The sequence below is a fragment of the Pseudomonas iridis genome (genome assembly GCF_017980685.1).
GTDB lineage: Bacteria > Pseudomonadota > Gammaproteobacteria > Pseudomonadales > Pseudomonadaceae > Aquipseudomonas > Aquipseudomonas iridis.
Map to the genome: position 1 here is coordinate 276931 of NZ_JACXXO010000003.1, position 24292 is coordinate 301222.

At 60.1% G+C, this 24292-nt stretch carries 18 protein-coding genes and 1 pseudogene; 8 read left to right on the forward strand and 11 right to left on the reverse strand.

The window, feature by feature from the left end:
• The first annotated feature begins 1 nt into the window (after position 1).
• Complete coding sequence (codA, locus tag IEQ42_RS08800) at positions 2–1249, forward strand: cytosine deaminase (protein WP_210703251.1); 1248 nt, start codon at positions 2–4, stop codon at positions 1247–1249.
• Between the two features lie 150 nt (positions 1250–1399).
• Here the strand turns inward: codA and IEQ42_RS08805 are convergent.
• Positions 1400–2379: pseudogene (locus IEQ42_RS08805) on the reverse strand (diaminopimelate epimerase).
• A gap of 248 nt (positions 2380–2627) precedes the next feature.
• On the opposite strand from IEQ42_RS08805, the gene IEQ42_RS08810 reads away from it, so the two are divergent.
• The gene (locus IEQ42_RS08810) at positions 2628–3779 is read left to right on the forward strand and encodes an MFS transporter (protein WP_210703252.1); all 1152 of its coding nucleotides are present in this window, start codon (positions 2628–2630) and stop codon (positions 3777–3779) included.
• 927 nt (positions 3780–4706) lie between these two features.
• Here the strand turns inward: IEQ42_RS08810 and IEQ42_RS08815 are convergent.
• From IEQ42_RS08815 to IEQ42_RS08840, 6 genes are all read right to left on the reverse strand, one after another.
• A complete protein-coding gene (locus IEQ42_RS08815) occupies positions 4707–7133 on the reverse strand; it encodes a TonB-dependent siderophore receptor (RefSeq protein WP_210703253.1) in 2427 nt (808 codons plus the stop codon).
• Between the two features lie 98 nt (positions 7134–7231).
• Positions 7232–8215, reverse strand: a complete 984-nt coding sequence (locus IEQ42_RS08820) for a FecR family protein (RefSeq protein ID WP_210703254.1) — start codon at positions 8213–8215, stop codon at positions 7232–7234.
• 40 nt (positions 8216–8255) lie between these two features.
• Entirely contained in the window at positions 8256–8747 is a 492-nt protein-coding gene (locus IEQ42_RS08825; RefSeq protein ID WP_210703255.1) for a sigma-70 family RNA polymerase sigma factor, read from the reverse strand.
• A gap of 180 nt (positions 8748–8927) precedes the next feature.
• Entirely contained in the window at positions 8928–13397 is a 4470-nt protein-coding gene (locus IEQ42_RS08830) for a hemagglutinin repeat-containing protein (RefSeq protein ID WP_210703256.1), read from the reverse strand.
• A 107-nt stretch (positions 13398–13504) separates the two neighbouring features.
• Positions 13505–15232, reverse strand: a complete 1728-nt coding sequence (locus IEQ42_RS08835) for a ShlB/FhaC/HecB family hemolysin secretion/activation protein (protein ID WP_210703257.1) — start codon at positions 15230–15232, stop codon at positions 13505–13507.
• A 108-nt stretch (positions 15233–15340) separates the two neighbouring features.
• Complete coding sequence (locus IEQ42_RS08840; protein ID WP_210703258.1) at positions 15341–16474, reverse strand: multidrug effflux MFS transporter; 1134 nt, start codon at positions 16472–16474, stop codon at positions 15341–15343.
• A gap of 98 nt (positions 16475–16572) precedes the next feature.
• Here IEQ42_RS08840 and IEQ42_RS08845 point away from each other — a divergent pair, with 98 nt between their 5' ends.
• Positions 16573–17337 (forward strand): AraC family transcriptional regulator, encoded by a 765-nt coding sequence (locus tag IEQ42_RS08845; RefSeq protein WP_210703259.1) that lies wholly within the window; start codon positions 16573–16575, stop codon positions 17335–17337.
• A 46-nt stretch (positions 17338–17383) separates the two neighbouring features.
• Here IEQ42_RS08845 and IEQ42_RS08850 read toward each other — a convergent pair whose 3' ends face one another.
• Positions 17384–17824, reverse strand: a complete 441-nt coding sequence (locus IEQ42_RS08850; protein WP_042560104.1) for a carboxymuconolactone decarboxylase family protein — start codon at positions 17822–17824, stop codon at positions 17384–17386.
• A gap of 178 nt (positions 17825–18002) precedes the next feature.
• Here IEQ42_RS08850 and IEQ42_RS08855 point away from each other — a divergent pair, with 178 nt between their 5' ends.
• Entirely contained in the window at positions 18003–18290 is a 288-nt protein-coding gene (locus tag IEQ42_RS08855; RefSeq protein ID WP_042560105.1) for a hypothetical protein, read from the forward strand.
• Positions 18291–18385: 95 nt separating this feature from the next.
• Here the strand turns inward: IEQ42_RS08855 and IEQ42_RS08860 are convergent, their stop codons facing one another.
• Positions 18386–19954, reverse strand: coding sequence for a sensor domain-containing diguanylate cyclase (locus IEQ42_RS08860; protein ID WP_210703260.1), 1569 nt, complete (start codon positions 19952–19954; stop codon positions 18386–18388).
• 388 nt (positions 19955–20342) lie between these two features.
• Positions 20343–21008 carry a ribonuclease T2 gene (locus IEQ42_RS08865; protein WP_210703261.1) on the reverse strand — a complete coding sequence of 222 codons (666 nt, stop codon included), beginning with the start codon at positions 21006–21008 and terminating at the stop codon, positions 20343–20345.
• A 164-nt stretch (positions 21009–21172) separates the two neighbouring features.
• Between IEQ42_RS08865 and IEQ42_RS08870 the strand changes: the two genes are divergently transcribed.
• The 4 genes from IEQ42_RS08870 (at position 21173) to IEQ42_RS08885 (ending at position 23591) form a co-directional block, all read left to right on the forward strand.
• Positions 21173–21655, forward strand: a complete 483-nt coding sequence (locus IEQ42_RS08870) for a hypothetical protein (protein ID WP_210703262.1) — start codon at positions 21173–21175, stop codon at positions 21653–21655.
• Positions 21656–21731: 76 nt separating this feature from the next.
• Positions 21732–22517, forward strand: coding sequence for a transporter substrate-binding domain-containing protein (locus tag IEQ42_RS08875; RefSeq protein ID WP_210703263.1), 786 nt, complete (start codon positions 21732–21734; stop codon positions 22515–22517).
• A 136-nt stretch (positions 22518–22653) separates the two neighbouring features.
• Positions 22654–23205 carry a UDP-4-amino-4,6-dideoxy-N-acetyl-beta-L-altrosamine N-acetyltransferase gene (gene pseH / locus IEQ42_RS08880; protein ID WP_210703264.1) on the forward strand — a complete coding sequence of 184 codons (552 nt, stop codon included), beginning with the start codon at positions 22654–22656 and terminating at the stop codon, positions 23203–23205.
• Positions 23206–23222: 17 nt separating this feature from the next.
• A complete protein-coding gene (locus IEQ42_RS08885; RefSeq protein WP_210703265.1) occupies positions 23223–23591 on the forward strand; it encodes a DUF7079 family protein in 369 nt (122 codons plus the stop codon).
• Between the two features lie 51 nt (positions 23592–23642).
• Here the strand turns inward: IEQ42_RS08885 and IEQ42_RS08890 are convergent, their stop codons facing one another.
• Entirely contained in the window at positions 23643–24005 is a 363-nt protein-coding gene (locus tag IEQ42_RS08890; protein ID WP_210703266.1) for a DUF6124 family protein, read from the reverse strand.
• Between the last annotated feature and the right edge of the window lie 287 nt (positions 24006–24292).

A 24292-nucleotide genomic window follows, 5' to 3' on the forward strand; every position in this document is an offset into this window, starting at 1 on the left:
GATGCACATCATCAACGCCCGACTGCGCAACCAGGAAGGTTTGCACGAATTGCACCTTGAAGACGGGCTGATCCGCAGCATCGCCCGCCAGACCGAAGCCCCGACCCTGGGCCCCGACGACCTCGACGCCGGCGGCAATCTGGTGGTGCCGCCCTTCGTCGAGCCACACATACACCTCGACGCCACCCTCACCGCCGGCGAGCCGCGCTGGAACATGAGCGGCACGCTGTTCGAAGGCATCGAATGCTGGGGCGAGCGCAAGGTCACCATCACCGAAGAAGACACCAAGACCCGCGCCAAGAAAACCATTCAGACCCTGGCGGCTCACGGCATCCAGCATGTGCGCACCCACGTCGACGTCACCGACCCGCAGCTCACCGCACTCAAGGCCATGCTCGAAGTGCGCGAGGAAAGTCGACACCTGATCGACCTGCAAATCGTCGCGTTTCCGCAGGAAGGCATCGAGTCGTTCCGCAACGGTCGCGAGTTGATGGAAGAAGCCATCCGCATGGGCGCCGACGTGGTCGGCGGGATCCCGCATTTCGAGTACACCCGCGATCAGGGTGTGAGTTCGGTGAAGTTCCTGATGGACCTGGCCGAACGCACCGGATGCCTGGTCGACGTGCACTGCGACGAGACCGACGACCCGCATTCACGCTTCCTCGAAGTGCTCGCCGAAGAAGCCCGCAGCCGCGACATGGGCGCCCTCGTCACCGCCAGCCACACCACGGCGATGGGCTCCTACGACAACGCCTACTGCGCAAAACTGTTCCGCCTGCTCGGCCATTCCGGGATCAGTTTTGTCTCGTGCCCGACCGAAAGCATTCACCTGCAAGGGCGCTTCGACAACTTTCCGAAACGCCGTGGCGTGACCCGCGTGAATGAGCTGCTCGAAGCCGGAATGAACGTGTGTTTCGGCCAGGATTCGATCGTCGACCCGTGGTATCCGCTGGGCAACGGCAACATCCTGCGCGTGCTTGAAGCCGGCCTGCACATCTGCCACATGCTCGGTTACCGCAACCTGCAAAGTGCGCTGGATCTGGTGACCGACAACAGCGCCAAAGCGATGAATCTGGGCGAGCGTTATGGCCTGGAACAGGGGCGACCGGCAAACCTGCTGATCCTCTCGGCGGACAGCGATTACGAGGTCATTCGCAGCCAGGGCTTGCCGCTGTATTCGATTCGCGGCGGCAAGGTGTTGATGAAGCGGCAGATGCCGCTGGTGGAGTTCAGCAGCAATCTGAGCTGAAGCTGAGGGCCCCATCGCTGGCAAGCCAGCTCCCACAGGGTTTTCGGTGAGCACAGTGTGTGTCTGGCCTAGGACTGCTGTGTACACAGACGAAGTGCTCAGCACAAAAACCTGTGGGAGTCTGGCTTGCCAGCGATAGCGATGTCGGATTCAGCGTATCAATTGCGCCGTACCGAATAATCTGACGCCGACCAATTCCCCGTGTTCTTCCTCAAGCAAAATCGGCGCCGTGCCACCAGGCATCACCACGTGAACTAGCCCAGCCGCGACCCAACCAACTCGCCACGCCGCGCACACCACCGCACTGGCGCTGGTACCGGAGGAAGCGGTCGGCCCTTCGCCGCGTTCGAACACCCGCGCGACAATTCGCTGCTCGGACTCGCGCACGGCCCATTGCAGATTGACGCCCGCCGGGCAAGGATCACCTTCACCCGTCGGCATCGCGTAAGCAATCCGGGTCAGGCCTTCGGTCAGTGGCGATTCGCGCATTTGCTCGTTATTCGGCAATGCGCCAGCGTCTGTCAGTAACGTCACACAATGCGGATTGCCGATGCGTACAAACTGACTGCGGCTCCACGTCGGATCGAGTTGCGCCAAGGGCCTCACATGGCTTACGGCACGCCCATTGAACTCGCCGCTTTCTATATTCTGCGCTCCGACCGCCTCCGCGCCGAATCCGGGCTGGCGAGATCCAGCCAGAAACCTTTCACACCTTCGATTTGCGCCGGTTTCACCGAGGTTTCCAGCGCATCACCCTTGTCGTGGTGGACGCTTAATCGTGCCCCCTGCTCCGGCATCAATCCCTGCTCGGTCAACGCTTGAGAAAATATCGTCAGGCCGTTGCCACTGCGCTCGGCGAGGGTGCCGTCGGTGTTGACGATCAGCACGTCAAACGGCGGCGAGTCCTGGAAAGGGCCAATCAACAGGCCATCGCTGCGGTGGGATTTGCTGTTCGGCGGGCGCTGACCTTCCGGCCAGTCGCAGCAAAGCGCGATGGCCGCTTTACTCCATGCCCTGCGCGCTGACGCACATTCGGTTGCATTCGCTGGCAAATCAATCCCTGCTTCACGCAACGTCGCCGGAGAAACCACCCCATAGATGTTGCCCCGAGCATCGTAGAACTGCGTCATCACCTGCCCTTCATCGTTTCGAAAATGGCACTGTAAAACGCAATCCCCTGTGGGAGCGAGCCTGCTCGCGAATGCGTTGGCTGAGTCAAAGAACATGTGCACTGACACACCGCTTTCGCAAGCAGGCTCGCTCCCACGGGTTGGACTGTGCAACGATATCCTGCTGCGTTCCACCAAGTCCTGTGATCGAACCTCGACGCTCAATCACTGTCCCTCGGGGACGCGATGTATTTTTGCCAAGGATCGATATGACCAGCCTCAACCCCCAAGACACGTTCGTCCCCGGACGCTTGCAACAGATGTCCACCCGCATCGCTTTTTTCATCGCCGGCCTCGGTATTGCCGCGTGGGCGCCACTGGTGCCGTACGCCAAGGCCCGCGCCGGGCTCAATGAGGGCACCTTGGGATTGCTGCTGTTGTGCCTCGGCGTCGGTTCGATTCTCGCGATGCCATTGGCGGGGATTCTCGCCACGCGGTTCGGTTGCCGACGCGTGGCAACTGGCGGCACGTTACTGATCTGCGCGGCGTTGCCGTTGCTGGCGACGGTGTCGTCGATTCCGGCGCTGATCGCCACGCTGTTCATGTTCGGCGCAGGGCTGGGTACGGTGGATTCGACGGTAAACCTGCAAGCGGTGATCGTCGAGCGCGCCAGCGGCAAGAACATGATGTCGGGTTTTCACGGCTTGTTCAGCCTCGGCGGGATTGTCGGCGCGGCGGGCGTCAGCGCCCTGCTCGGCCTCGGTATGTCGCCGCTGGGGGCGATGCTGGTGGTGGTCGCGGTGCTGATCGGCGCGCTGTTCAAATGCGTCCCGCACATGCTGCCGTATGGCAGCGAAAGCTCGGGCCCGGCCTTTGCGGTGCCGCACGGCATCGTGCTGTTTATCGGCGGGATGTGCTTCATCGTGTTCCTCACCGAAGGCGCGGCGCTGGACTGGAGCGCGGTGTTCCTCGCTCAGGAGCGCGGGATCGACACGGCGTATGCGGGTTTGGGTTACGCGGCGTTCGCTCTGACCATGACCGCCGGACGCTTGATGGGTGACCGAATTGTGCGCAGTGTCGGTGCGACGCGGATCATTCTGTTTGGTGGCCTGCTGGCGGCGGCAGGCTTGTTCCTGGCGACGTTCGCGCCAAGCTGGCAACTCGCACTGGTCGGTTATGCGCTGGTCGGTGCCGGTTGTTCGAACATCGTGCCGGTGCTGTACACGGCGGTGGGCAAGCAGACAGTGATGCCGGAAAGCATTGCCGTGCCGGCGATCACTACGCTGGGTTATGCGGGGATTCTGGCGGGGCCGGCGGTGATCGGTTTTGTCGCGCATGCCAGCAGTTTGAGTTTTGCGTTTGGCCTGATGGCGGTGTTGTTGGTGGCCGTGGCGATTGGCGGGAAGGTGTTGAAAGTCTGAACCGAGTGCACCTGCCAGATCGCGAACTGTGTGGGGGTTGCTGAAGGCTGCGATCTTTTGATTTGGTTTTTTGGGGGTTGGGGTTTGGGGTTGGGTTTGGGGGCATATCCGTTGGTGCGGGTGCTGCCGCTGGCGGTTTCGCCCTTACGGCGAGTCACCTTTTCCAAACGCCGAAAAGGTAACCCAAAAGGCTTTGCCCCGGCGTACGGCACTTCGCTTAGGCTCAGTGTTCCCTCGCTACGGTGTCCATCCGGGGGCATCGCTTCCGGTTTGCTTCGCTGCACCTCCTTTCGATGGATGCGGCTTCGCCGCACGGCGCTACGCGCCTAACCCCCGGATGAACACCTCCGCTCGGCCTGCCGAAGGGGCAACAAATCAAAATCAAAAGCCAAAGCCAAAGCCAAAGCAAGATCACAAGCCAAATCAAGAGCCCCCTCACCCTAGCCCTCTCCCGGAGGGAGAGGGGACTGATCGAGGTGTTTGGCAGAGCTACGCCGACCTGAGATACCGAGTCGAACTCAGATTCTGAAAGCCTCACAAATCGGCTCCCTCTCCTCGGGGAGAGGGCTGGGCGGGCGGCGTTCCGATGAGGGGTGAATCCAACACCGAACAAAAGCCGACCGCATCGCTCTTCCCCCACTCAACACAATGAGCGTTAGCTCGAGTGCAGCTCTTGATCTCAGAGCCCGTCGGCAGGCTGAGTGGAGGGATTCATCCGGGGAGGACATCGAAAGGAGGTGCAGCGAAGCAAACCGGAATCGATGCCCCGGATGGATCCCGGAGCGAAGGAACCCGAGCCACAGCGAGGGCCGAACGTCAGGGCAAGACTTTTTGGTTACTTTTGAGGCGTTTGTCAAAAGTGACCCGCCGTAAGGGCGGAACCCTACTCAGCCATCACCCAAAAAACGGATCCGCCCCCCAAAAGCCTCAAAACCCCAAACTAGCCTGCACAAAAAACGTCCGCGGCGCCCCCACATACATCCCCGAATTGTTATCACTGGAACGCGTGAAATACTGTTTGTCAAAAACGTTCTTCACCCCAGCGCCCAGCTTCAGATTCGACACCTGCGGCCCGAAGTCATAGCCGCCGCGCACGTTCCAGGTCACATAACCCGGAATATCACCGTACTGCCCATCCGCCGTGCCGTCAGTGATGTAGTTACCGTTAAAACTACCATCGGCATTCACACCAGTACCCGGCGAACGCTGTTTCGACTGGGCAAAACCGTCAAGATTGTAGGTCCAGCGATTGACGTCATAGCGCAAACCAACGGTCGCCACCTGACGCGAATAGAACGGCAGATCCCGGCCCTTGAAGCCTGGAATCTCACCTTCATAGGTCGCACGGGTATACGTAAAACCGGCATTCGCGGTCAGACCATCAAGGCGCGGGTCCAATGCAGCCATGTCGTAGTGCACCGACGCTTCAATGCCTTGGTGCTTGGTCGCGCCGAGGTTGGTCCAGCCCACGTCGTTGCTGATGTATTGCAGTTCGTCGTCGAAGTCGATGTAGAACAGCGTCACTTCCCCGCCCCAAACGTCATCGTTGTAACGCGTGCCGATCTCGTAGGTCTTGGCCTTTTCCGGTTGCAGACCGTTGGCGGTGCTATCGCCCGAGCCGCCCTGCCCCAGCTGGAAATATTGCAGGCTGCCGAACGAGGTTTCGTAGTTGGCAAACAGCTTCCACGCGTCTGACAGGTGATACATCACGCTCAGTGCCGGCAGCGGTTCATTGCTTTCGATGCTGCGGTTTTTCTCTGGCACCGGTCTGCCGGCGGCATCGAGCACTGCGCGATCGTGCCAATCCGTGCTGATGTGTTCGAAGCGAATGCCCGGCGTGATCGTCCAGTTGCCGACGTCGATTTTGTTGTCGACGTAAACCGAGTTGGCCTCGGTGCCGCCGGTACGATCCTGGAACACGTGGCCGTCGGAAGTCGGCGTGACGACAGGCTGGTTGTTGACCAGCGCCAGTCGGCTCGACTGCTCGTGCATCGCCTCCTTCAGATAGCGATAACCGACGCTGACTTCCTGGGTGGTCGGGCCGACGTCGAACACGCGCGACACACGCGGCTCGATGCCCAGAGTGTAATAAGAGCGCGGATACGAGCTGAGGGTTTTCTGGTCGCGTGCAGCGATGGTGCTGCCACGGAAACTGTCGGTGTAGTAGGTCAGCACTTCAGCCTGAGTGCGCTCGTCGATCTGGCGAACCCACTTGAACGACACGTCCTTGCGTCGGCCCGTAAAGCTGTCGTAGTCGCGCACCGACTCATACGGATTGTCGTCGTACTGCTTCTGCGTAAGGCCGCCCGGCATGTCGGCGCTGGCGTCGTAGTAATGGAAATTGAGGCTGAAATCATCCTGATCGGTCGGCGCCCAGTGCGTCTTGAGGATCACGTCGTCAATGTCGTTGCCGTTGTTGCGCTCGCGGTAGCCGTGGCCGTTGACGCCCGAGTACAACAGCGCCACGCCCATGCCGTTGTCGGCGGTACCGCCGAGGAACGCCGTGTCGATGTGCTTCCAGCCACCGTACTGGGTAGTTTCAAGGGTAGTGCCGATCTCGCCAGTGGTTTTTTCCGGGATCGCGCGGGTGACGAAGTTGATCACGCCACCGACGTTTTGCGGCCCATAACGCACGGAGCCGGCGCCACGCACCACGTCGATGCTGTCGAGGTTGCCCGACGAGATCGGCGCCATCGACAGTTGTGGCTGACCGTACGGCGCGAACGCCGCCGGCACGCCGTCGATCAGCACGGTCGAGCGTGGCGACAGACGCGACGTCAGACCGCGCACGCCAACGTTCAGGGCAATGTCGCTGCCGCCGGTGCCGTTGGAGTCCTGCACCTGTACGCCGGGTACGCGTTTGAGCACGTCGCTGACGTTCATTGCGCCCTGCTCGACCATCGCTTCGCGGCGAATCACCGTGCGCGCGCCGGGGTGGTTTTGCACCACGGCCGCATTCGCGTCGCCGAGCCAGTCGCCGACCACTTTAATATCGGTCACGCCCAGTTCCAGCGGGCCGTTGGTGGCGGCAGAAGTCGCGGCGGGCGACAGCGTCACCGAGCCGTCGTTGATCTGATAATCCAGACCGCTGCCTTGCAGCAATTGGCGCAGCGCCTGTTCTGGCGAGATATCACCGTCGACTGCCGGGGCTTGTTTGCCGGCGACCAGGTCCGGGCTGAAAAACACTTGCAGCGAGGTTTGCTGGCCCAGTTCACTCAAGGCCTGACCCAGCGGCTGCGCGCGAATATGAATAGATTCAGCAGCGAACGCCAAAGGCACGGCAGCATTGACCGCCACCGCGAGGGCCAGCGGCAACCAAGGAGATTTTTTGTTGTTGGCAGGGATGGTTTTCACGTCGAACGTAGTCCTGTGGATCGCAAGAGTGTGCGGCTGTTAATGCAAACCAGTTGCAGTTGAACAGGAAGACGATGAACTCGAAAAAAACCTGAATTTTATTTTGAAATTATTTCCTGGCTGCCATCCGCGAGGGTGCGAATGGCCACCGGCAGAATGTTCGGCAAGGCCTTGAGCAAGGCATCGGTGTTGTCGGATTTGAACACGCTGGTGAGGCGCAGATTGGCCACGCCGGGGTTGCTGACGGTCAGCGGCCTTTCGCGATAACGCGATACTTCGGCGGCCACTTCGCTGAGGCGGGCGTTGTTGAACACCAGTTTGCCGCCACGCCACGCCGTCAGCTCCGCCGGGTTGACGGCGTAGGCTGCCGCCACTTTGCCTTGCGCATCGACGTGGGTGCCGAGGCCGGCGGTCAGGTTGGTAAATTCGTTGTCCGGCGCATCGTGTCCCTGGACCTTCACCGTGCCCTGCTCCACCGCCACCCGTGTCTGCGTCACGTCGCGGCGCACATCGAAGCGCGTGCCGGTGACCGTGACCTTGCCGCTGCCGGCCTCGACTACGAACGGCCGCGAGGCGTCGTGCTCGACGCTGAACATCGCCTCGCCTTCACTCAATTCGATGAGCCGGCGATCCGTTTCATAATGCACCTGCAAGCGACTGCGGCTGTTGAGGTCGATCACCGAGCCGTCCGGCAATGCCACATGCTTGCGCTCACCGAGCGCGGTGGAGAATTCTGCGCTGTAACCGCCCGGGTGATTAAGGCCGCTGAACAGTCCCAGCCCAAGCGCCACCGCCAGCACACTGGCCGCCACCGCATAACGCAGCAACGGACGCCGCTCACGGCGGGCCGGTTGGTTTTCAGCGAGGGCTTTGAGGCGTGGCGCCGGCAGCAGGTCAGCCGCCGTCCACAGCCCTTGCAGCAACTGGAATTCATCACGGTGTTGCGGATGTTGATTCAGCCAGGCGTCAAAGCGCTGCTGCTCGTCGGCACTGACGGCCGGCTCCTGCAAACGCACAAACCAGCGAGCCGCGTCATCGCGCACCGTCGTTTGCCCGCACGCGCAATCACGAGTATCCATCATGGAATGTCCTGTTTGGACGGGGATGAAAAGCTGCAGCGACTCACGACTGCAACCCGTCCAGTCGATCACGCAGATGCCGCAGGGTGCGGATCATATACTTTTCGACCATGTTCTTGGACAGCCCCAGGCGCTCTGCGATTTCCGCCTGGGTCAGGCCTTCAATCTTCTGCCAGACAAAAATCTTCCGGCAATTGACCGGCAGTTCCGCCAGCGCCCGTTCGATGGAGTCGGCCAACTGGATCGCGTGCATGTAATGCTCCGGGTCGCCGGTTGACGACGCACTGTGATCGATCGCCTCCGACTCCATGGCGCCGCGCCGATCCTCCCGCCGATAGCCATCGACCGCAATATTGCGCGCGGTCTGGTGCAAATACGCCCGTGGTTGCTGCACCTCTGCCGAATCGGATTCGAGCACCCGCACAAAGGTGTCGTGCGCCAAATCCTCGGCCTGCGCGCGATTGCGCAGGCGACGAGTCCAGGTGCCGATCAACTCTTCGTAATGCTCGAAAAAGCCGGGTCTGCGGGGACGCATGGGGTATGGGTGGTGTGCTGAGGAAAGGAGCGCGAATAGTAATGGTTACTATTAAGACCGGCAAATCATTCCGATCATAAGCAAATCCCCGTGGAGCTGCGGCACGCTGCGATCTTTTGATCCTGGTTTTCCAAGATCAAAAGATCGCAGCTTACGGCAGCTCCTACACGAGTATCGGGATCAGCCTTTTTCGTCGATTCCGGCTTGGAGGGTTTGGGTATCGAGATGCCCGCTCAAGGTGATCGGGCCGACTTTGAGGTTGCCGTTTTCAAGGGAAACCTTTGGGGCGTTTTCCTCGGTTTTTTGTGGCAGATCCAGGACAGCCTTGATGCCGTAATCGCGATTGTTCAGGTCGGTGCTGCTGACCTTCGAACCACCCAGATCAACCTTGCCGTCACTCGCCGAAATGCGCGCGCCGGTCAGTTGTGTCGCGCCGCCTACATTCAGCTTTACACCTTGACTGGCGCTGATGCCGGACGCCTGCGCGACGCTGTCCTTGTGCGCGTATTCGCCTTGGGCTTTCAGCGTTGGCTTGTAATCGGTGCCGGCGAGTTTTTCCTTGTCGTTCGGTGGGTTTTTCTTGGCGGTCAGGCCCAGATCCACGTCAATCTTGGCGCTTGTCTTCGAGTCTTGACGGCTGTCGACTGCCAGATCACCTGCGACATTCCCGCTGACAGTCTTCGCATCGATTCGCGCGCCAGCCAACTCTGCATCACCTGCGCTGTTCAACACCACACTGTCAGCCTTGATCTGACTGTTCTGCTGCGTGGTGCCTTGCAGGTAATCCACGCCGACCTTGGCGCCAGCATTGAAACCGTGATCGCTGCTGGCCTGCTCTTCGGCGGCTGTCGGTTTTTTGCTGCTCAGGTTGCCGCCGGCATTCAGTGCGACGCTCCAGTTGTTACGGCTTTCAGTGGACTGTGCCGACTCCTGAACATAGCCGCCCTTCTGTGCATCGACGTTGACGTTTGGTGCACTGACTTGCGTGCCTTGCAGATGAACAGCGTCACCGCTCAGGGCGATCCCGCTCTGGCTGTTGAGTTGGCCACCGGTCAGTGTTCGTGAGTGCTCATTGACCCGACCGATGTTGAAGTTGCCACTGAGATTGCCGCCCTGATCGCGGCTCTTCTCGCTGCTGGATTTGCTGCCGCCGCCCTTCAAGCCGCCGCCGAGATTGCTGCCGGTAGCAGTGTGAGTGTCCGTGGCTGCTTGCAGATCGAGTTTGCCGTCAGCATGCAGATCGATGGCGCCAGCGCTGTCGATCGTCGTACCTTGCTGGACCTGATTGCCGCCGCTGCTCAGTTGTACCGGGCCGTTGCCGGTGATGCTTGCGACATGGGCCTGAGTGTCAGAGGTCTGCTTGCCGGTGTGGTCGAGCTGGAACCCGGCGCCGAGATCGACGTTGGTGCCATCGCTGCCCGGCAAGGTGCCGACCGTCAGCGAGCCATTGCCGCGCAGACTGGCGTCACTGCTGTTCTGGCGATCGTTCGCTTGATTGAGTGCAAGATCGCCGCCGGTCTTGATGCTCACACCGCCCTGCCCGCCGTCGAAACGGCTGCCTTCGAACTGCGCGTCGCCACCGACCTTGATGTTCACACCCTGGCTGCCGGCATAAGCGCCGACCACCGCAGTGGAACTGTCCTTGCTCGACTGGCTGCTGCCACCCGCGCCGCTACCGGCGACATTCACGTCTTCACCGGTTTTGGTGTAGACCCGCACGTCGACTTTGGCATCCACCGAACTGTCGGTGCTGGCGTGGGTATTGCTCGCGGCATCGGCAACCAGTTTGTCGGCGCTGATGTTCACTTGACCGGCGCTGGCGTTGTACTGCGTGCCTTGGTCGTGCAGGGTTCCAGCGACGTTCACGTCGACAGTGCCGCCGTCAAAACGACTGACCACAGCGTTGCTGCCTTGCTCGGTTTTCTCGGCGCTGCCGTGACCGACCGCGACGTCGATACCGACGTTCGGCTGACCGAGATTGGCCAGTGCATCCTTGTCCGGCACCTTGGCGTTCAGCACATCTTTAACCGCACCAGCGATAGGCCGGGCGATGTCTTTGTACTCGACGTTGGCGCCGATGTCCGCCGACCAGTTGCTTTGGTTGTGAGTGCTGCTTTCGGTGTTGCTGGCCGCGCGGTTATCGACTTCGTTGGCCACGATGTTCAAACCGTCGCCAGCCTTCACTTGCGCGCCTTCAGTGGCGAGCTTGTCGGCGTTGATCGTCAGGCTGCCGCTGCTCTGCACGCTGGTGGTTTGCGCAGTGGTTTTGCTGCTGGTGTCTTGCGAGGTGCTATGGGCGAAATCGATGCCACTGCCGGCGCGGTCAAGGCCGCCGGTGTAATAGAAACCGCCGCCGGTGCTGGACTGGTCGGTGGTGGTTTTGTGACTGTCCTGTTCGGCCAGCAACGACACGTTTTTACCGCTCAACGTCGTGTCGCCCGCGGTGGATTTAACGTCCGCGCCCTTGAGGGTCACGTCGCCGCCCGCCTTCACTTGCACGCTCCCGCCGCTGAGGCTGGAACCTTGCTGGGTGACGTCGTTGCGGGTCACGGTTTGTTGCTTGTCTTCGTAATGAATCCCGGCGCGATACTGCTCTGGCGTCTGCTCTTTGGCGTAGGCATCGAAGCCACGGGTTTCAGTCGTGGTGCTGCTGTCGTGGCTGTTCTGCGCAGAATGCACGTTCACATCCCCCGCCGCATCCGCCGTCAACGCGCCGCCCGCCTTGACGGTCGAGCCGGCCACTTCAATGTCCTTGGCACTTTTGAGCTTGAGGTTGCTGTCGGACACCAGTTCGCTGTGCACCGTGGTGCTGTTCTTGGCGTTCTGGCGCGACTCGTCCTTGCTGATGCCGAAGAACTTGCTGTCCTTGTCATGATTGTTGCTGTGCGAGGTGTCCTGCACGCCGTCGATGATCAGCGAACCCTTGTCGCTGATCACGCTTGCGTCGGTGCTGCCACGGACCTGGCTGCCGCTGATGCGTACGTCGTCAGCCTTGACGATCAATTTGCCCGCCGCATTGACCTTGCTGCCCTGATGCTGGGTCTGGCCCTTGTCGGCATCACCGGTTTTGCCGAAGAAACCACCGCCAACCAGGTCGCCGGAATAGCGATTGTCGTTGCTGCGATCGGTGCGTGTGGCCGTGGTGATTTCCACCTGTTTGCCGGCCAGTTGCAGGTCGCCCGCACTGTTCAACTCGGCACCTTCGGAACGCAACAGCGCTGCGGTTTGCAGGGCGATATTGCCAGCCTTCAACTGGCTGGTGACATTGCGCTGCTCTTCGCTGCTGGTGTCCCAGTTGGCTTTCCACAAGTGTTTGCGGTGATTGCCCTGATCGGTCTGGGTGTGGCTTTCGGTGGCGGCGGTCAGACGCAGATCACCGCCACTTTGCACGCTGAGATTCTTCGCCGCTTCGACTTTTGCAGCCTGCAGTTGAGTGTCTTTGCCGGAGGACAATGTCGCGTCGCGACTGGCGATAATCTGGCTGCCGTGCTGACGCGACTCGCTGGCGGTTTGGGTACGGTCGTAGGTTTCCCACGTGATGCCGATGGTGCTGTTACTCCAGTTTTCGCGCTTTTCCTGGAGCTTGCGGCTTTCGACCGTACTCAGGGTCAGGTTGCGCTTGGCATTGACGCTAACGTCACGGCCACTGACATCGGTGGCGGCCAAGGTCAGGTCCTTGCCGCTGTGCAGGCCGACATCGCCCTGGCTGCTGCGGATGCCAGCGCGCGTCACGTCGAGACTGTTCGCCACGGCATCGCCGCTGACACTGAGGTCACCGGCAGAACGAATCTGCACGCCATCGCGCCCGGCCACTTGTACTGCGCCAACTCGCACGCCAGCGTCTTCAGCGGTGCTGACGATATTGATGCGTCCGGCTTGCATCGCCCCGAACAGGCTGGCGTCGATGCGTTGATCGGTGGTGTTGCCTGCCGGGTCCACAGTCTTCACCTGGCCGCTGGCGTAATCGACCTGATTGCGACCAACGGTGAGGTTCAATTGATCGCGGGCATTGAGCGCGCCCAGGCTGTCGATACGCGGGGCAATCAGGTTGATCGAGCCCTCGCCATTACGCAGGCCACCGCTCTGAATCTGCAACTGGCCGCTGGCGTCACGGGTGTTCAGGGCGTGCAGTTTGCCGTCGTTCAACTCCGGGCGACCGACCACCAGATTGGCGTTCGGCGTGTTGATGAAACTGCCGCCATTCACCGAAATGCCGTTGGGGTTGGCCAGCACGTAATCGGCGGCGCGACCGAAGATTTCCTGTGCGCCGTTGATGGCCGACGGGTTGCGGCTGATCACTTCGTTGAGGATCACGCTCGCCGCTTGCCCTTGCAGTTGCGGGTTGGCCGCCAGTTGCCCGGCGAGTTGCGACTGTCCGGCCTGCAAGGCGTTGTTCAGCACCAGACCCTGGCGGTCGACGTTGTAGTCGAGGAACTGGTTGTGCGACAGGCCCGAACCGTTGGGCGCGACGATATTGACGATCGGCACACCGCCCTGAGTCTGCAATTGCGCCGTGCCGCCCGGTCCGGGAGCGACGACTACACCACCGGCCAAAGCGCTCGGCAGGTGCACGGCGAAGAACAGGCTGGCGATCGCCCAGCGCAATTTGCCCCGTGGGGAAAGATGAAATGCAAAGGTATGTGCTGGCATAAAAACGTCTCCATGTAAGTACGGCATCACGTCGCGCGTTTTGGTGTTGGCCGTGGCTGTCGCGCTCAGATCCGACGGCTGTTTGTTCATTGCATTGTTCGTATCAGTCATATCTGCACCCCGACCCGCATCAGCCAGGTTTCGGGCTCATGTTGCAGACCGTTTGGGGTGTTGAGGGCGCGTTGGTAATCGACGTCCACTTGCAGGTTCTTCCAGCCCAGATTCAGGCCGACACTGGCGCCGCTCAGGCGTTGACCCTGGGCGCCGTGATCGGCCTTGATCCAGCCGTGGTCGAGGCCGATACGCGGGGTCATCTGCAGCGGCCATTCGCTGCGCAGCGGCAGGCGCAAGGTGTTGCGCCAGATCGCACCGCTGGCACCGGAGGCACTGCTGACGCGATAGCCGCGCACCGCCGAATCGTCGGTACCCAGCAGTTGCTCGATGGCCGGCAACGGATCTGGGCTGTACTGCAAATTGATTTGGCTTTGCCATTGCCAGGCTTGCGCGCCGAACTGGCCATTGCGCCATTGACTGAGGCCGGCGCGGTACTTGCGAAACTGTGCCTTCGGCAGGTTGTTGATCGCCTGTCGGGAATCGTCATCTGCACCGAACCAGCGCAGGCCTTGCGCGTAGTTGACGTCGAGATTCCACACCGCGCGGTCGAGCCAGAACAGATTGAGCCCGGCTTCGGCCACAGTCAGGGTCGGGCTCTGGATACCCAAGCGGACGTGTTGCAGATAACTGTCGACGTCCTTGTGCGCCAGTTGCAGATTGGCGCTGAGCTGGCGGCTCTGGTCGCGCCACAACACGCGGTCGGCGCGCAGGCTGACCTGGTCAGTGATGCCGGTGCTGTGAAAAGTCGTGCTCGGCAATTTGAACGGCGCGCGGTATTCGGCGTGGCTGGCGAACACGCTGTAGGTCCAGTAGCCGTAGGGGATCGCGTAATACAGGCTGGCGTTGCGGCTGTAGCGGTCGCCCTGATTCAACGTGTCACTGGCGCTGAGGCTCAACAGGTCGTTGAGTTCCAGCGGACTGTCGAGGCTCAGACTGAGCGTATCGCGGTCACGCCCGGTGCTGGCGCTGCCGAGGTTGTCGATCCCTGCATTCAAGGCCCAGCGCGAGTGCCCGGTGGTGCGCGAGCGCAGGATGATGCGTGAGGCGCCGGGCTGGCTGCCGGGGGCGATGTCGGCGGTGAAGTCAACCGAGCGCAAGCGGTTCAACTGATCCAGCCCCTGCTCCAGATCGCGCAGGTTCAACGGTCCGCCGAGCATGCCCGGGAACGCACCACCGAGGGAAACCGGCAGGCTTTGATCGGCCAGTTCGATGGACTCGATGTAGCCTTCGTCAATCCGGATGTCCAGCGACTGCCCCGCCGCCGGTGCACTCACCAGGTAGGGACGGCTGGCGATGTAGCCCTTCTCGACGTAAATCGCGGTGATGGTCGCCAGCAGATGATTGATCTGGCCGACGCCCATGCACGGCGCGAGCAGCGGCTTGATGCGGGCATTGAGTTTGTCGCTGTCGATCAGCGTGACGCCGCCGATGCGCGTGCCGCTCAACGGCCAGCAGCGCTCATCGGGAGTAACGGTTTGGGGAATCGCCGGAGTGACCGGCGCCGGGCCGAACGCGCCGCGCTCCAGCTGACGTTTTCTTTGCTCAAGTTGCAGCTGTTGCAAGTCGCGCTGCTGCTGTTGCTGCTGGCGCAGCACTTCCTGGCTCGGTGCGACAGGTTCGGCCGCTTCAAGCGAGGACGCAACCACGCTCAACACAACGACCGACCACAGCGGCCAACGCGTGACATAACGAGGAAAAACAGCGCGAATCGAATACGGCACGCAACTTCCTTGCGATCATTGAATGGCGTAATGCCACATCATCAATAATCGTGATAGTCGGAGCCCTCCTACACAAATGCAAGACGCTTCCTACAGCGCTTACACTTCTTAAACAATTGCTTTTGTTGCTTTTATTGTCAGCAGCAACGCCACGGTACTACAGGCTATCAGGGTTTCCCCGAGGGCCTGAGACCACCCTGCTAGCATCATGCCCGCGCCGATCAGCAGGTAATAAATCAGCCCCAACAAAGCTCCGGCAGTGCCGAGACGATCCGGGTAATTAACCAGCGCCAGGCCAAGAATATTGGGGATTGCCATGCCGAACGCCAGCACGATCAGCAACATCGGCAGCACAAACGCGCCACTGTCCTGCAGCCACCAGACGCCAATGCCACCGAGCAAACCGATGATGGCGGCGAGCCGGATCAACTGCATCGCGGCACACCCTGCCTGCAACAAACGCCTGTTGGCCCATGCGCCAAAACCTGAGCCCAGCGCGAGTATCACGCCGCTGTAGCCGAACCATGTTGCGTCCAGATTCAGACGCTGAAAAATGAACGGGCCAAGGCTGTAATAACTGAACAGCGCCACATTGAACGCAGCAATCCATAACGCCGAGCGCCAGATGCCCAAGTCGCGCAGCATGCGAGCGAGGGTTTCCCACAGATCGACATGGGGTGTTTGCTCAGGAGGGGTTTCCGGCAAGGCGTAGCAACTCCAAAGCCACAGCGTCGCGGCCAGCAAAACCAGTGCAGTCAATACGCCGCGATAGCCGAATGCCTCGACCAGGCTAGCGCCGCTGAACAGACCGATTGCAGGACTTGCCGCCAATGCGATGCCCACCAGGGAAAAAACCTGCGCCAGTTCTGCCCCTTTGAAACGGTCGCGCAGCAAAGTCTGCGTGACCACCGAGCCCACCGCCGCACCAAATGCTGCCACCCCCTGCGCCAGCAATAGACCGTTGAAACTGCTGACTCGCAAGGCGATAACCATGGCGACCGCGTAGATCGCCAATCCCATAAGCATGACCGGACGCCGGCCGATGCGATCACACAATCGCCCCCACACCACCACGCCCACGGCAAAGGCGAGGAAGTAAACCGACAAGGTCTGCGCTGCCGCCTCGGGACTGACTTTAAATACCCTGCCGATATCCCCCAGCGCCGGGCTGTACAGGGTCTGCGCAATCTGCGGAAACATCAGCAACGCAATCGCCAGCGGCAACAGATTTTTGTTGTTCATTGTTTATGACTCCTCGAGTAAACCGCCGGGGAGTTTAAGAACTGCTGACTGGCGTATTATCCGAATCCTGCCAATTTATCGCGCAAATCGGACAACCCATGGCTTGGATTGACGCCCACACACTCTTTGATGCGGACTGTTACTCGGCGCCGGTGATCGGCATCGCAGCAATACTGGGTGATCACGATTCCGGCCAACATCAGCACCTGCACGGGCAACTGCTGTACACCCGACAGGGCTGCACGCGCATCACCCTCGCGCAGCAATTGTGTCTGCTGCCACCGTCGCGAGCGGCGTGGATTCCGGCGGGTGTGAGCCATCGGGCACAGATGCAGCAAAGCGTTGATTACCGCTCCATTTACCTGGTCCCTGAATTGTGCCGCGAGCTGCCGCAACAAGTTTGCGTCATCGAGGTCAGCCCTCTGCTGCGCGCCGTGCTGGAGCCCATGGCCACGGCGGATTTCGACACTGATTGGCAACAGGGCAAATTCGCCCATTTACTGGGTTTGTGCCTGAGCGAAATTATCGAAGCGGCACAACAACCGATGTTGTTGCCGTTGCCACGGGACAAGCGTTTGCTGCCACTGCTCGCAACCCCGGAACAATTGCCACCGGAACTGCAGGTGCTGGAACGCCAGATCGGCGCCAGCAGCCGCACCATCGGCCGAATTTTCCAGCGCGAAACCGGCATGAGTTATCAGCAGTGGCGCCAGCAATGGCGGTTGATGCGCGCCATGGAGTTGCTCGCCACCGGACGCAGCCTCAGTTATTGCAGCTTCGAACTGGGCTTCGCCAGTGACAGCGCGTTCATCGCGTTCTTCAAAGCCATGACCGGCAGCACACCCGGCCAGTGGCTCAGATAAACATTTGAAGACCGGCGCACGCGTCCACGCAAATTGTGATGTGGCCTCAGGCTTGAGGAGTTTTGCGGAAGCCAACCGCCAAGCGGTTCCAGCTGTTGATGGTGCTGATCGCGACGCTCAGGTCGACCATTTCCTTGGGCGAAAACTGCGCGGCAACGACGTCGTAGTCTTCGTCCGGCGCGTGGGTCAGGCTCAGTTGGGTCAGCGATTCGGTCCACAGCAACGCGGCGCGTTCACGGTCGCTGAAGAATGGCGCTTCACGCCATGCGGTCACCGCGAACAGGCGCCGTGGAGTCTCGCCACCCTTGATTGCATCGGCGGTGTGCATGTCGATACAGAAAGCGCAGCCGTTGATTTGCGAGGCGCGCAGCTTGACCAGTTCGATCAGGGTTTTTTCCAGCGGCAGCTTTGAGACGGCGGTTTCCAGGGCGATCATCGCTTTCAGGGCGTCCGGGGAAGCCGTGTAGAAATCGATACGAGGTTGCATGGTAGTTTTCCGGGGCAAGTGAATGTGTGGCTACGTTAGTCCCGGTGCAGCGCTCGGCAAATAGCCAATATTCCTGAAGAACAGTAGGCCACTCCATCGACCGCTCGTCACTCGGGCGGCACAAAGCGTTGGGGGCCTCAGACCAATATCAGGTAAATCCCCTTTTTGGAGACGTACCATGATGACGCGCAAACTTACCTCGTTACTGCTCGCTGGCCTGCTGGCCACGGCATCGGCTGCCAGCTTCGCTGCCAACGACGGCGCCGATGCAACAGGCACCAAATCGGGTTCCACCAGCGGCTCGACAATGCCACCGGACAACACGCCGGGCGCGCCATCGGGCGGTAACGGCGCAGACGGCACCGGCACCAACGGCGGCGCCAGCGGATCGGGCTCGGGTGCTGGTGGTGGCACCGGTTCGGCGGGTGGCGGTACCGGCGGTGCGGGCGGTGGCACGGGTGGCTGAACGAACAAGAGCCATCCGTGGTAAAAATCTTTCCACGTGCTCTCTAGACATTCACACAATCTGTGCTCCCACAGGTATTTGTGGTGGTCTTTGTATCAGCGGTCGTAGCGCATCAGCTCAGCGATCCCGTCATCCGTCGACAGCACCGCCGCCCGATTGCGCCCGGCATTTTTGGCCTGATACAACGCCGCATCCGCGCGCTGGATAAACACTTCAATACTGTCATTGCCGCTGGGGACAAACGAGTAGCAGCCCAGACTGACCGTCAGATAACCGGTGGGCGAACCACTGTGGGTGATGCGCTTGTCGATCACGCTGCGGCGAATCTGCCCGGCAATCGCCAATGCGCCATTGATGTCCGTGTCGGGCAATAAAACCGCGAACTCCTCGCCCCCGTAACGCACGACCAGATCGGACTTGCGCTGGCAGCAGTTCTTCAGCACCTGGGCCACTTGCGTCAGGCAATGATCCCCCGCCACATGCCCATAAGCGTCGTTGTAACGCTTGAAGAAATCGATATCGAGCATGATCAGGCTGACCGGACTGACCTGCCGCGCACCACGGGCAAACTCGATCTCCAGCGACCGCTCGAACAGGCGCCGATTGGCCAGCCCGGTGAGGCTGTCGTGAGTGGCGATCTGCTCCAGCGCCCGTTGCGCCTTGCGCAGGTTTTTCTCGATCCGCTCGCCGTCGCGCACCTGATTGATAAACACCCAGCCGAACAAACCGATACCCAGCATCACCAACGCCACAATCACGCTGGACTGAAACGCGCGGTCATACCAACCCTTGAGAATCGTGTCCCGCGAAGTCGCGGCCGACACCACCAGCGGATAAGCCGACAGTTGCCGGTAGCCGTACAAACGGGTGACACCATCGACTACCGATTGGAACATCGCCGTCCCGGCAGAGGCATTGGGCAACAGTGATTGATAAATTTCGCCTTTGGCCAGTGAAGTGCCAATCAGGGATTCATCGTACGGCCGGCGGGCGAGCAAAGTGCCGTCAGTCAGGCCGATAAACATGATCCCGTTGTCATCGAGGCTGAAGCTCTTAAAGAACTGCTCGAAGTACGACATTTTGATCCCGGCCAGCAACACACCCTGAAAGTTGCCGGCACGATCGTTGACGCGTTTGGAGATCGGGATGATCCATTCGCCGTTCTCGCGGCTGCGAATCGCCGGGCCGATATGCGCTACCGCCGAGACATTCTGCTGATGAAACTTGAAATATTCGCGATCAGCCACGCTGTTGCCATGGGGCAGATCAGGGACTGAGGTAACGACCCAGTGTCCCTGGTCGTCGAACAGAAACATGCCGTGCAACTGCTCCAGCTGCTGCACCCGTCGGGAGAACGTTTTCTGCAAGCGCGGTCTCAGCGCCGTACCGTAACCGTCGTCCTGAATCCAGTCGACCAGACTGGTCAGCACCAGGTCCGCCGCCAGAAACGTATCCTCTGCCTGCTGCGCCATCGCCCGGGTCAGGTTGCTCGAGGCCATTTGCGCCACCGTCAGATCCTGGCGCCGCGACTGCTCAAGTTGCAGGTACAGCAAACCAAACAGGCACAAACTCACCGCAACGATAAACAGCACCGCCGCTTTGCGCAGCGGCAGACGCTTTAGCGTGCCGGGAGCCTGATGCGGATCTTGAATGGGGATTGGCAAAAGCATGTCCTGGGCAGGTACGACAGGGGCGTTAGCCCGAAACCCTTATGAATTGTGAGCGTAGTCCACCGGGGTGCAAGGGGCAAACGCCCCGCTCCCGCCCAGTTGTATCGGCGTAATGCGCGATTGGATGACAGCCGTGGGTCGAATTATTTTTGCGGCGACTATTGCAGATAGGGTTGGTGAAGTTTTTGCGCGGGGTGTCGAGGATGGATACTGAGAGATTCGTCTGACCAGACCGAAACCTCCTGTGGTGAGGGGATTTATCCCCGATGGGCCGCGAAGCGCCCCCCTGAAATGGGACTGCTGCGCAGTCCATCGGGGATAAATCCCCTCGCCACAGGTTCAGTGCTCAGTGCTCAGTGCTCAGTGCTAAAACCAGATCACATCACCGCGCCGGAGGCACCCGAATATCCCCCGCCCGGCACTGTGTTTTCACACCCTTGCCGCACGCGCCAAACTGCAGATCCTTGCCCATGCACACGCGCACTTCCGACAACTCCGGGCCACTGCAAATCACCGCGATGCCATCAGCCGGAATCCCCGGATTGGCCTTGCGAAACAAGTCGGAAATTTCCTGCGCCTCGAAGTAATACGACGTACTGAACGGTTGCAACTCCTGGGGAATTTTCACCGTACCAACCGCTTTATCCGCCGCATCCAGATACCCCATCGCGCCGAGGCCGCTGCAAGTGCCGTGCTTGGACCACTCGTGATCGAGCAGTTTTTTGGTTGGGAACAGCGTCATGCCTTTGTTGCTTTCCGCGGCCGACAGTGTAGTCAGCGGCGGACAGGATTGCGGCCAGCCGCCCTTGGCGTATTGCGGCCACAAGCCGTGTAGGACAAAGCCATAACCCTTGCCGGAACACTGCACGTCGTCCTTGTGCGTCAAACAGAAGGTCGGCGACCAGGACAGCGTCAGCAGGTAATAATCGAATACCCCCGCCACCGACTCCGATTGCGCCTTGCTCGACTGCGATTGACGTGCCGAACTCAGACCGATGCTACCGGCCGTCAGCGCAATCACTGCCAAAATTGTAAACAGCTTTTTCATGTACCCGCTCCTTGGGACGCCTGCGTCCGTGGTTTTCGATCCTGACCAGACTGGTCAGCGCAGATTTCGACACGCTTGTGTTGCAAGCGCATGACGCACGGCAACGTTGTACGCCGTTGAAAGGTCTACGATTAATAAGCAGACACCACAAACAGGGAACCGAAATGAGTAAAGCAGACGAACTCGCCGCGAAGCTCAAGCAAACCCGGCATAGCCACGCGGACGACATCACCTGCGCCGAACTGGAGATCGATTGCTGGCCCGCGCAGGTGTATGACCTTTACCACCGCATCGAAACCTGGCTGCAACCGGTGACCGAAGTCGGCCTGAAAATTCGGCGCAATCCTACGCACATCTGCGAAACCTCTCCGGACGGCGAATCCCACGATTACGCTATCGATCAGTTGGTGATCGAAGCGAATAACCAAACCCTGACCTTTGATCCCATCGCACGATTCACCGAAGACGGCGCCGGGCGCGTGCAAATCACCCTTCCGGACAGAAACACCTATCTACTGCGCACCGTCGATGAACATCACGAAAGCCACTGGTGGATGCAAACCGTTGAAACCGGGCAGGAACTGGATGCCATCGCGCTGACGGAGAACAACCTGTTGTCGGTGGTGCAGGAAGGATTGGGGTTGTAAGCGCGCTCTGCCGATAGGGATCAGAGCCCAGAACGTGGTTAACTTCTGGCTCCGATTCCTTTGAAGCCCGACAGCCATGATAAAAACCAAAATCTTGCTCGGTACCTTACTGGCCCTGCCCCTGACCTTCAGCGCTCAGGCAGCGGAACAACCGTCGCACCTCGACACCATCCAGCAACAAGGCCAACTGCGCGTCTGCACCACCGGCGACTACAAGCCTTACACCTTCAAACGCACCGACGGCGATTTCGAGGGCATCGACATCAGCATGGCGCGCTCGCTGGCCGACAGCCTCGGGGTCAAGGTCGAGTGGGTGCAGACCACCTGGAAAACCCTTATGCCGGACATGGAGGCCGGCAAATGCGACATCGGCATGGGCGGCATTTCGGTGACGCTGGAGCGGCAGAAAAAGGCATTTTTCAGCAATACCCTCGACGTCGACGGCAAGATCCCGCTGGTGCGCTGCGCCGACCAATCCAAGTACCAGACTGTCGAGCAGATCAACCAGCCCAACGTGCGCCTGGTTGAACCTGCCGGCGGCACCAACGAAGCGTTCGTCCACGCCTTCCTGCCAAAAGCGCAATTGGCCCTGCACGACAACGTGACCATCTTCCAGCAACTGCTCGACAACAAGGCCGACGTGATGATCACCGACGCCTCGGAAGCGCTTTACCAGCAGAAACTCAAACCGGGGTTGTGCGCGGTGAATCCGCAGCAGTTCATGCAGTACGGGGAAAAGGCTTACCTGCTGCCGCGCGATGACATCAGCTGGAAGTTGTACGTTGATCAGTGGTTGCACTTGAGCAAAGTGACCGGCAAATATCAGAAAGTACTGAGCGAATGGATCGCCGTGCCTCAATAAGCATTGCGGCCTGATACAGCCCGTGTGGCGAGGGAATTGCTCCCTCGTCCTCATGCAACCGAACGCCATAACATGCAACTTCCCTGATCAACAGCGCCGGTTCAGAATCGCTCACCCGCCAGACAAGGACATCCCCATGCAATTCCTCCCCCTCACCGACGCCAGCCCCGCCCTCCAGACCCACGTCCGCACCCTGCGCAACCAGGAAGACGTGCGCAAATTCATGTACACCTCCCACGAAATCACCGAACAGGAACATGCCAACTGGCTGGCCTCTTTGCAGGGCAATCCACGCCAGCAGGTGTTTGTGGTGATCAAGGATGAGCAGGCGGTCGGGGTTGTTTCGCTGAATGCGATTAACGAACTGCACAAGACAGCGGATTGGGCGTTTTATCTGGATGTCGGGTTGCAGGGTAAGGGGTTGGGCAGCGTGGTCGAGTTCTGGATGCTTGATTACGCATTTGATGTGGCGGGGTTGGAGAAGCTGAATTGCGAAGTGCTGGCGATGAACTCGGCGGTGGTGAAAATGCATCAGAAGTTTGGGTTTGAGGTTGAGGGTGTGAGGCGACAGAACGTGGTGAAGGATGGGGTTCGGATTGATGTCGTGCTGTTGGGGATTACCAAAGAAGAATGGCAAAACAAGCGCCCAGCACTCTTTCCCGTTATCGAACGCATCAGCGCCGCTTGACGCCGGGAGGTCTGCGTTTGAGACGTGAACCAAGCCCAGCCGAGTTATACAAAATCCGGGACGCATTATCCTGGATCTTCGTCGACACCGCTGTGGACTTCCCCTACATCGCCAGCCAGGTCGAAGGCTACGACCCGGAACAGATCAAGGACATCCTGTACTCGGAAGTCGCCGTCGTCTGCGCCTGGAACCTCGCAGGTCCACTGCCGCAGATCTGGACAGGATTCGACGCCGATGAGTTAAACCGCGATATCGAGGAAATGCTGGCGGCGAAGAAAAACAGCTGGCTGCGGCGCCAGCGCCACAGGCTGCACACGGCTTGGTTACGCTTTAACTACGGCGACGCCTGGAAAGAGCTTTCAGCTCATCTGAAACAACCGAACTGATCCCGTCCGCGGCAACGGTAACGGTAACCCGTCGCCACAGAGGGACACGACTTACGCCTTCACCTCAACGTTATCCAACGCCTGATTCACCGCCAACTCCCCCAACATCACCACCTGCGCAATACCCAGCGCGGTTTTGCGGTGCGAGGGATCCAGCGTCGCGGCGAAGTTGTTGAGCATCTCGGAGGCGGAACTCAGCGTTTCGCTGGCATTGGCCAACAGGGATTCCGAGTCGTATTTTGGATTGGCGAAGTACATCCGCTCGGGCTCGTTGGCGCTGGCCATGATCTGGCTGGCGGGCAGCAGATAATGATCGAGCGCACGCTCGGCGGCTTCGTGGAGTTTTTTGGAATTGGGGGATTCGTAGGGGGATGCGGGATCGGTTTCTGGCGGGTTGGGTGTTGGTTTGAACATAGATGGAACCTCTAGCGCGATTACTAAAAGAAGCCATCACCCTCGCTACCAAACGAAGGGTGGCGGCCATACGCGGGTTGGTAGACCGGTCGCACTAGAACCCGGCGCCCACGAATGGGCCCCACGCATGACCACCATGAAATCCGAGCCCTGGGAAAGCGACTGAACAAGGTGACGCATGCATCTAGACACGAAGCGGGCTACCAAACCCGATCACTGGTTTTCAGTGACCAAAGGACGATAGAACCTGCGGACTAGACGCACAAGCCGGGGGATTCTGTCTTACG

Excerpts from the sequence above, each read along its gene's own strand:
- IEQ42_RS08810 (WP_210703252.1), top strand. The coding sequence starts at position 2,628 with ATGACCAGCCTCAACCCCCAAGACACGTTCGTCCCCGGACGCTTGCAA.
- IEQ42_RS08820 (WP_210703254.1), bottom strand. The coding sequence starts at position 8,215 with ATGATGGATACTCGTGATTGCGCGTGCGGGCAAACGACGGTGCGCGAT.
- IEQ42_RS08855 (WP_042560105.1), top strand. The coding sequence starts at position 18,003 with ATGATGACGCGCAAACTTACCTCGTTACTGCTCGCTGGCCTGCTGGCC.
- IEQ42_RS08845 (WP_210703259.1), top strand. The coding sequence starts at position 16,573 with ATGGCTTGGATTGACGCCCACACACTCTTTGATGCGGACTGTTACTCG.
- pseH (WP_210703264.1), top strand. The coding sequence starts at position 22,654 with ATGCAATTCCTCCCCCTCACCGACGCCAGCCCCGCCCTCCAGACCCAC.
- IEQ42_RS08830 (WP_210703256.1), bottom strand. The coding sequence starts at position 13,397 with ATGCCAGCACATACCTTTGCATTTCATCTTTCCCCACGGGGCAAATTG.
- IEQ42_RS08875 (WP_210703263.1), top strand. The coding sequence starts at position 21,732 with ATGATAAAAACCAAAATCTTGCTCGGTACCTTACTGGCCCTGCCCCTG.
- IEQ42_RS08825 (WP_210703255.1), bottom strand. The coding sequence starts at position 8,747 with ATGCGTCCCCGCAGACCCGGCTTTTTCGAGCATTACGAAGAGTTGATC.
- IEQ42_RS08890 (WP_210703266.1), bottom strand. The coding sequence starts at position 24,005 with ATGTTCAAACCAACACCCAACCCGCCAGAAACCGATCCCGCATCCCCC.
- codA (WP_210703251.1), top strand. The coding sequence starts at position 2 with ATGCACATCATCAACGCCCGACTGCGCAACCAGGAAGGTTTGCACGAA.
- IEQ42_RS08850 (WP_042560104.1), bottom strand. The coding sequence starts at position 17,824 with ATGCAACCTCGTATCGATTTCTACACGGCTTCCCCGGACGCCCTGAAA.
- IEQ42_RS08840 (WP_210703258.1), bottom strand. The coding sequence starts at position 16,474 with ATGAACAACAAAAATCTGTTGCCGCTGGCGATTGCGTTGCTGATGTTT.
- IEQ42_RS08865 (WP_210703261.1), bottom strand. The coding sequence starts at position 21,008 with ATGAAAAAGCTGTTTACAATTTTGGCAGTGATTGCGCTGACGGCCGGT.
- IEQ42_RS08870 (WP_210703262.1), top strand. The coding sequence starts at position 21,173 with ATGAGTAAAGCAGACGAACTCGCCGCGAAGCTCAAGCAAACCCGGCAT.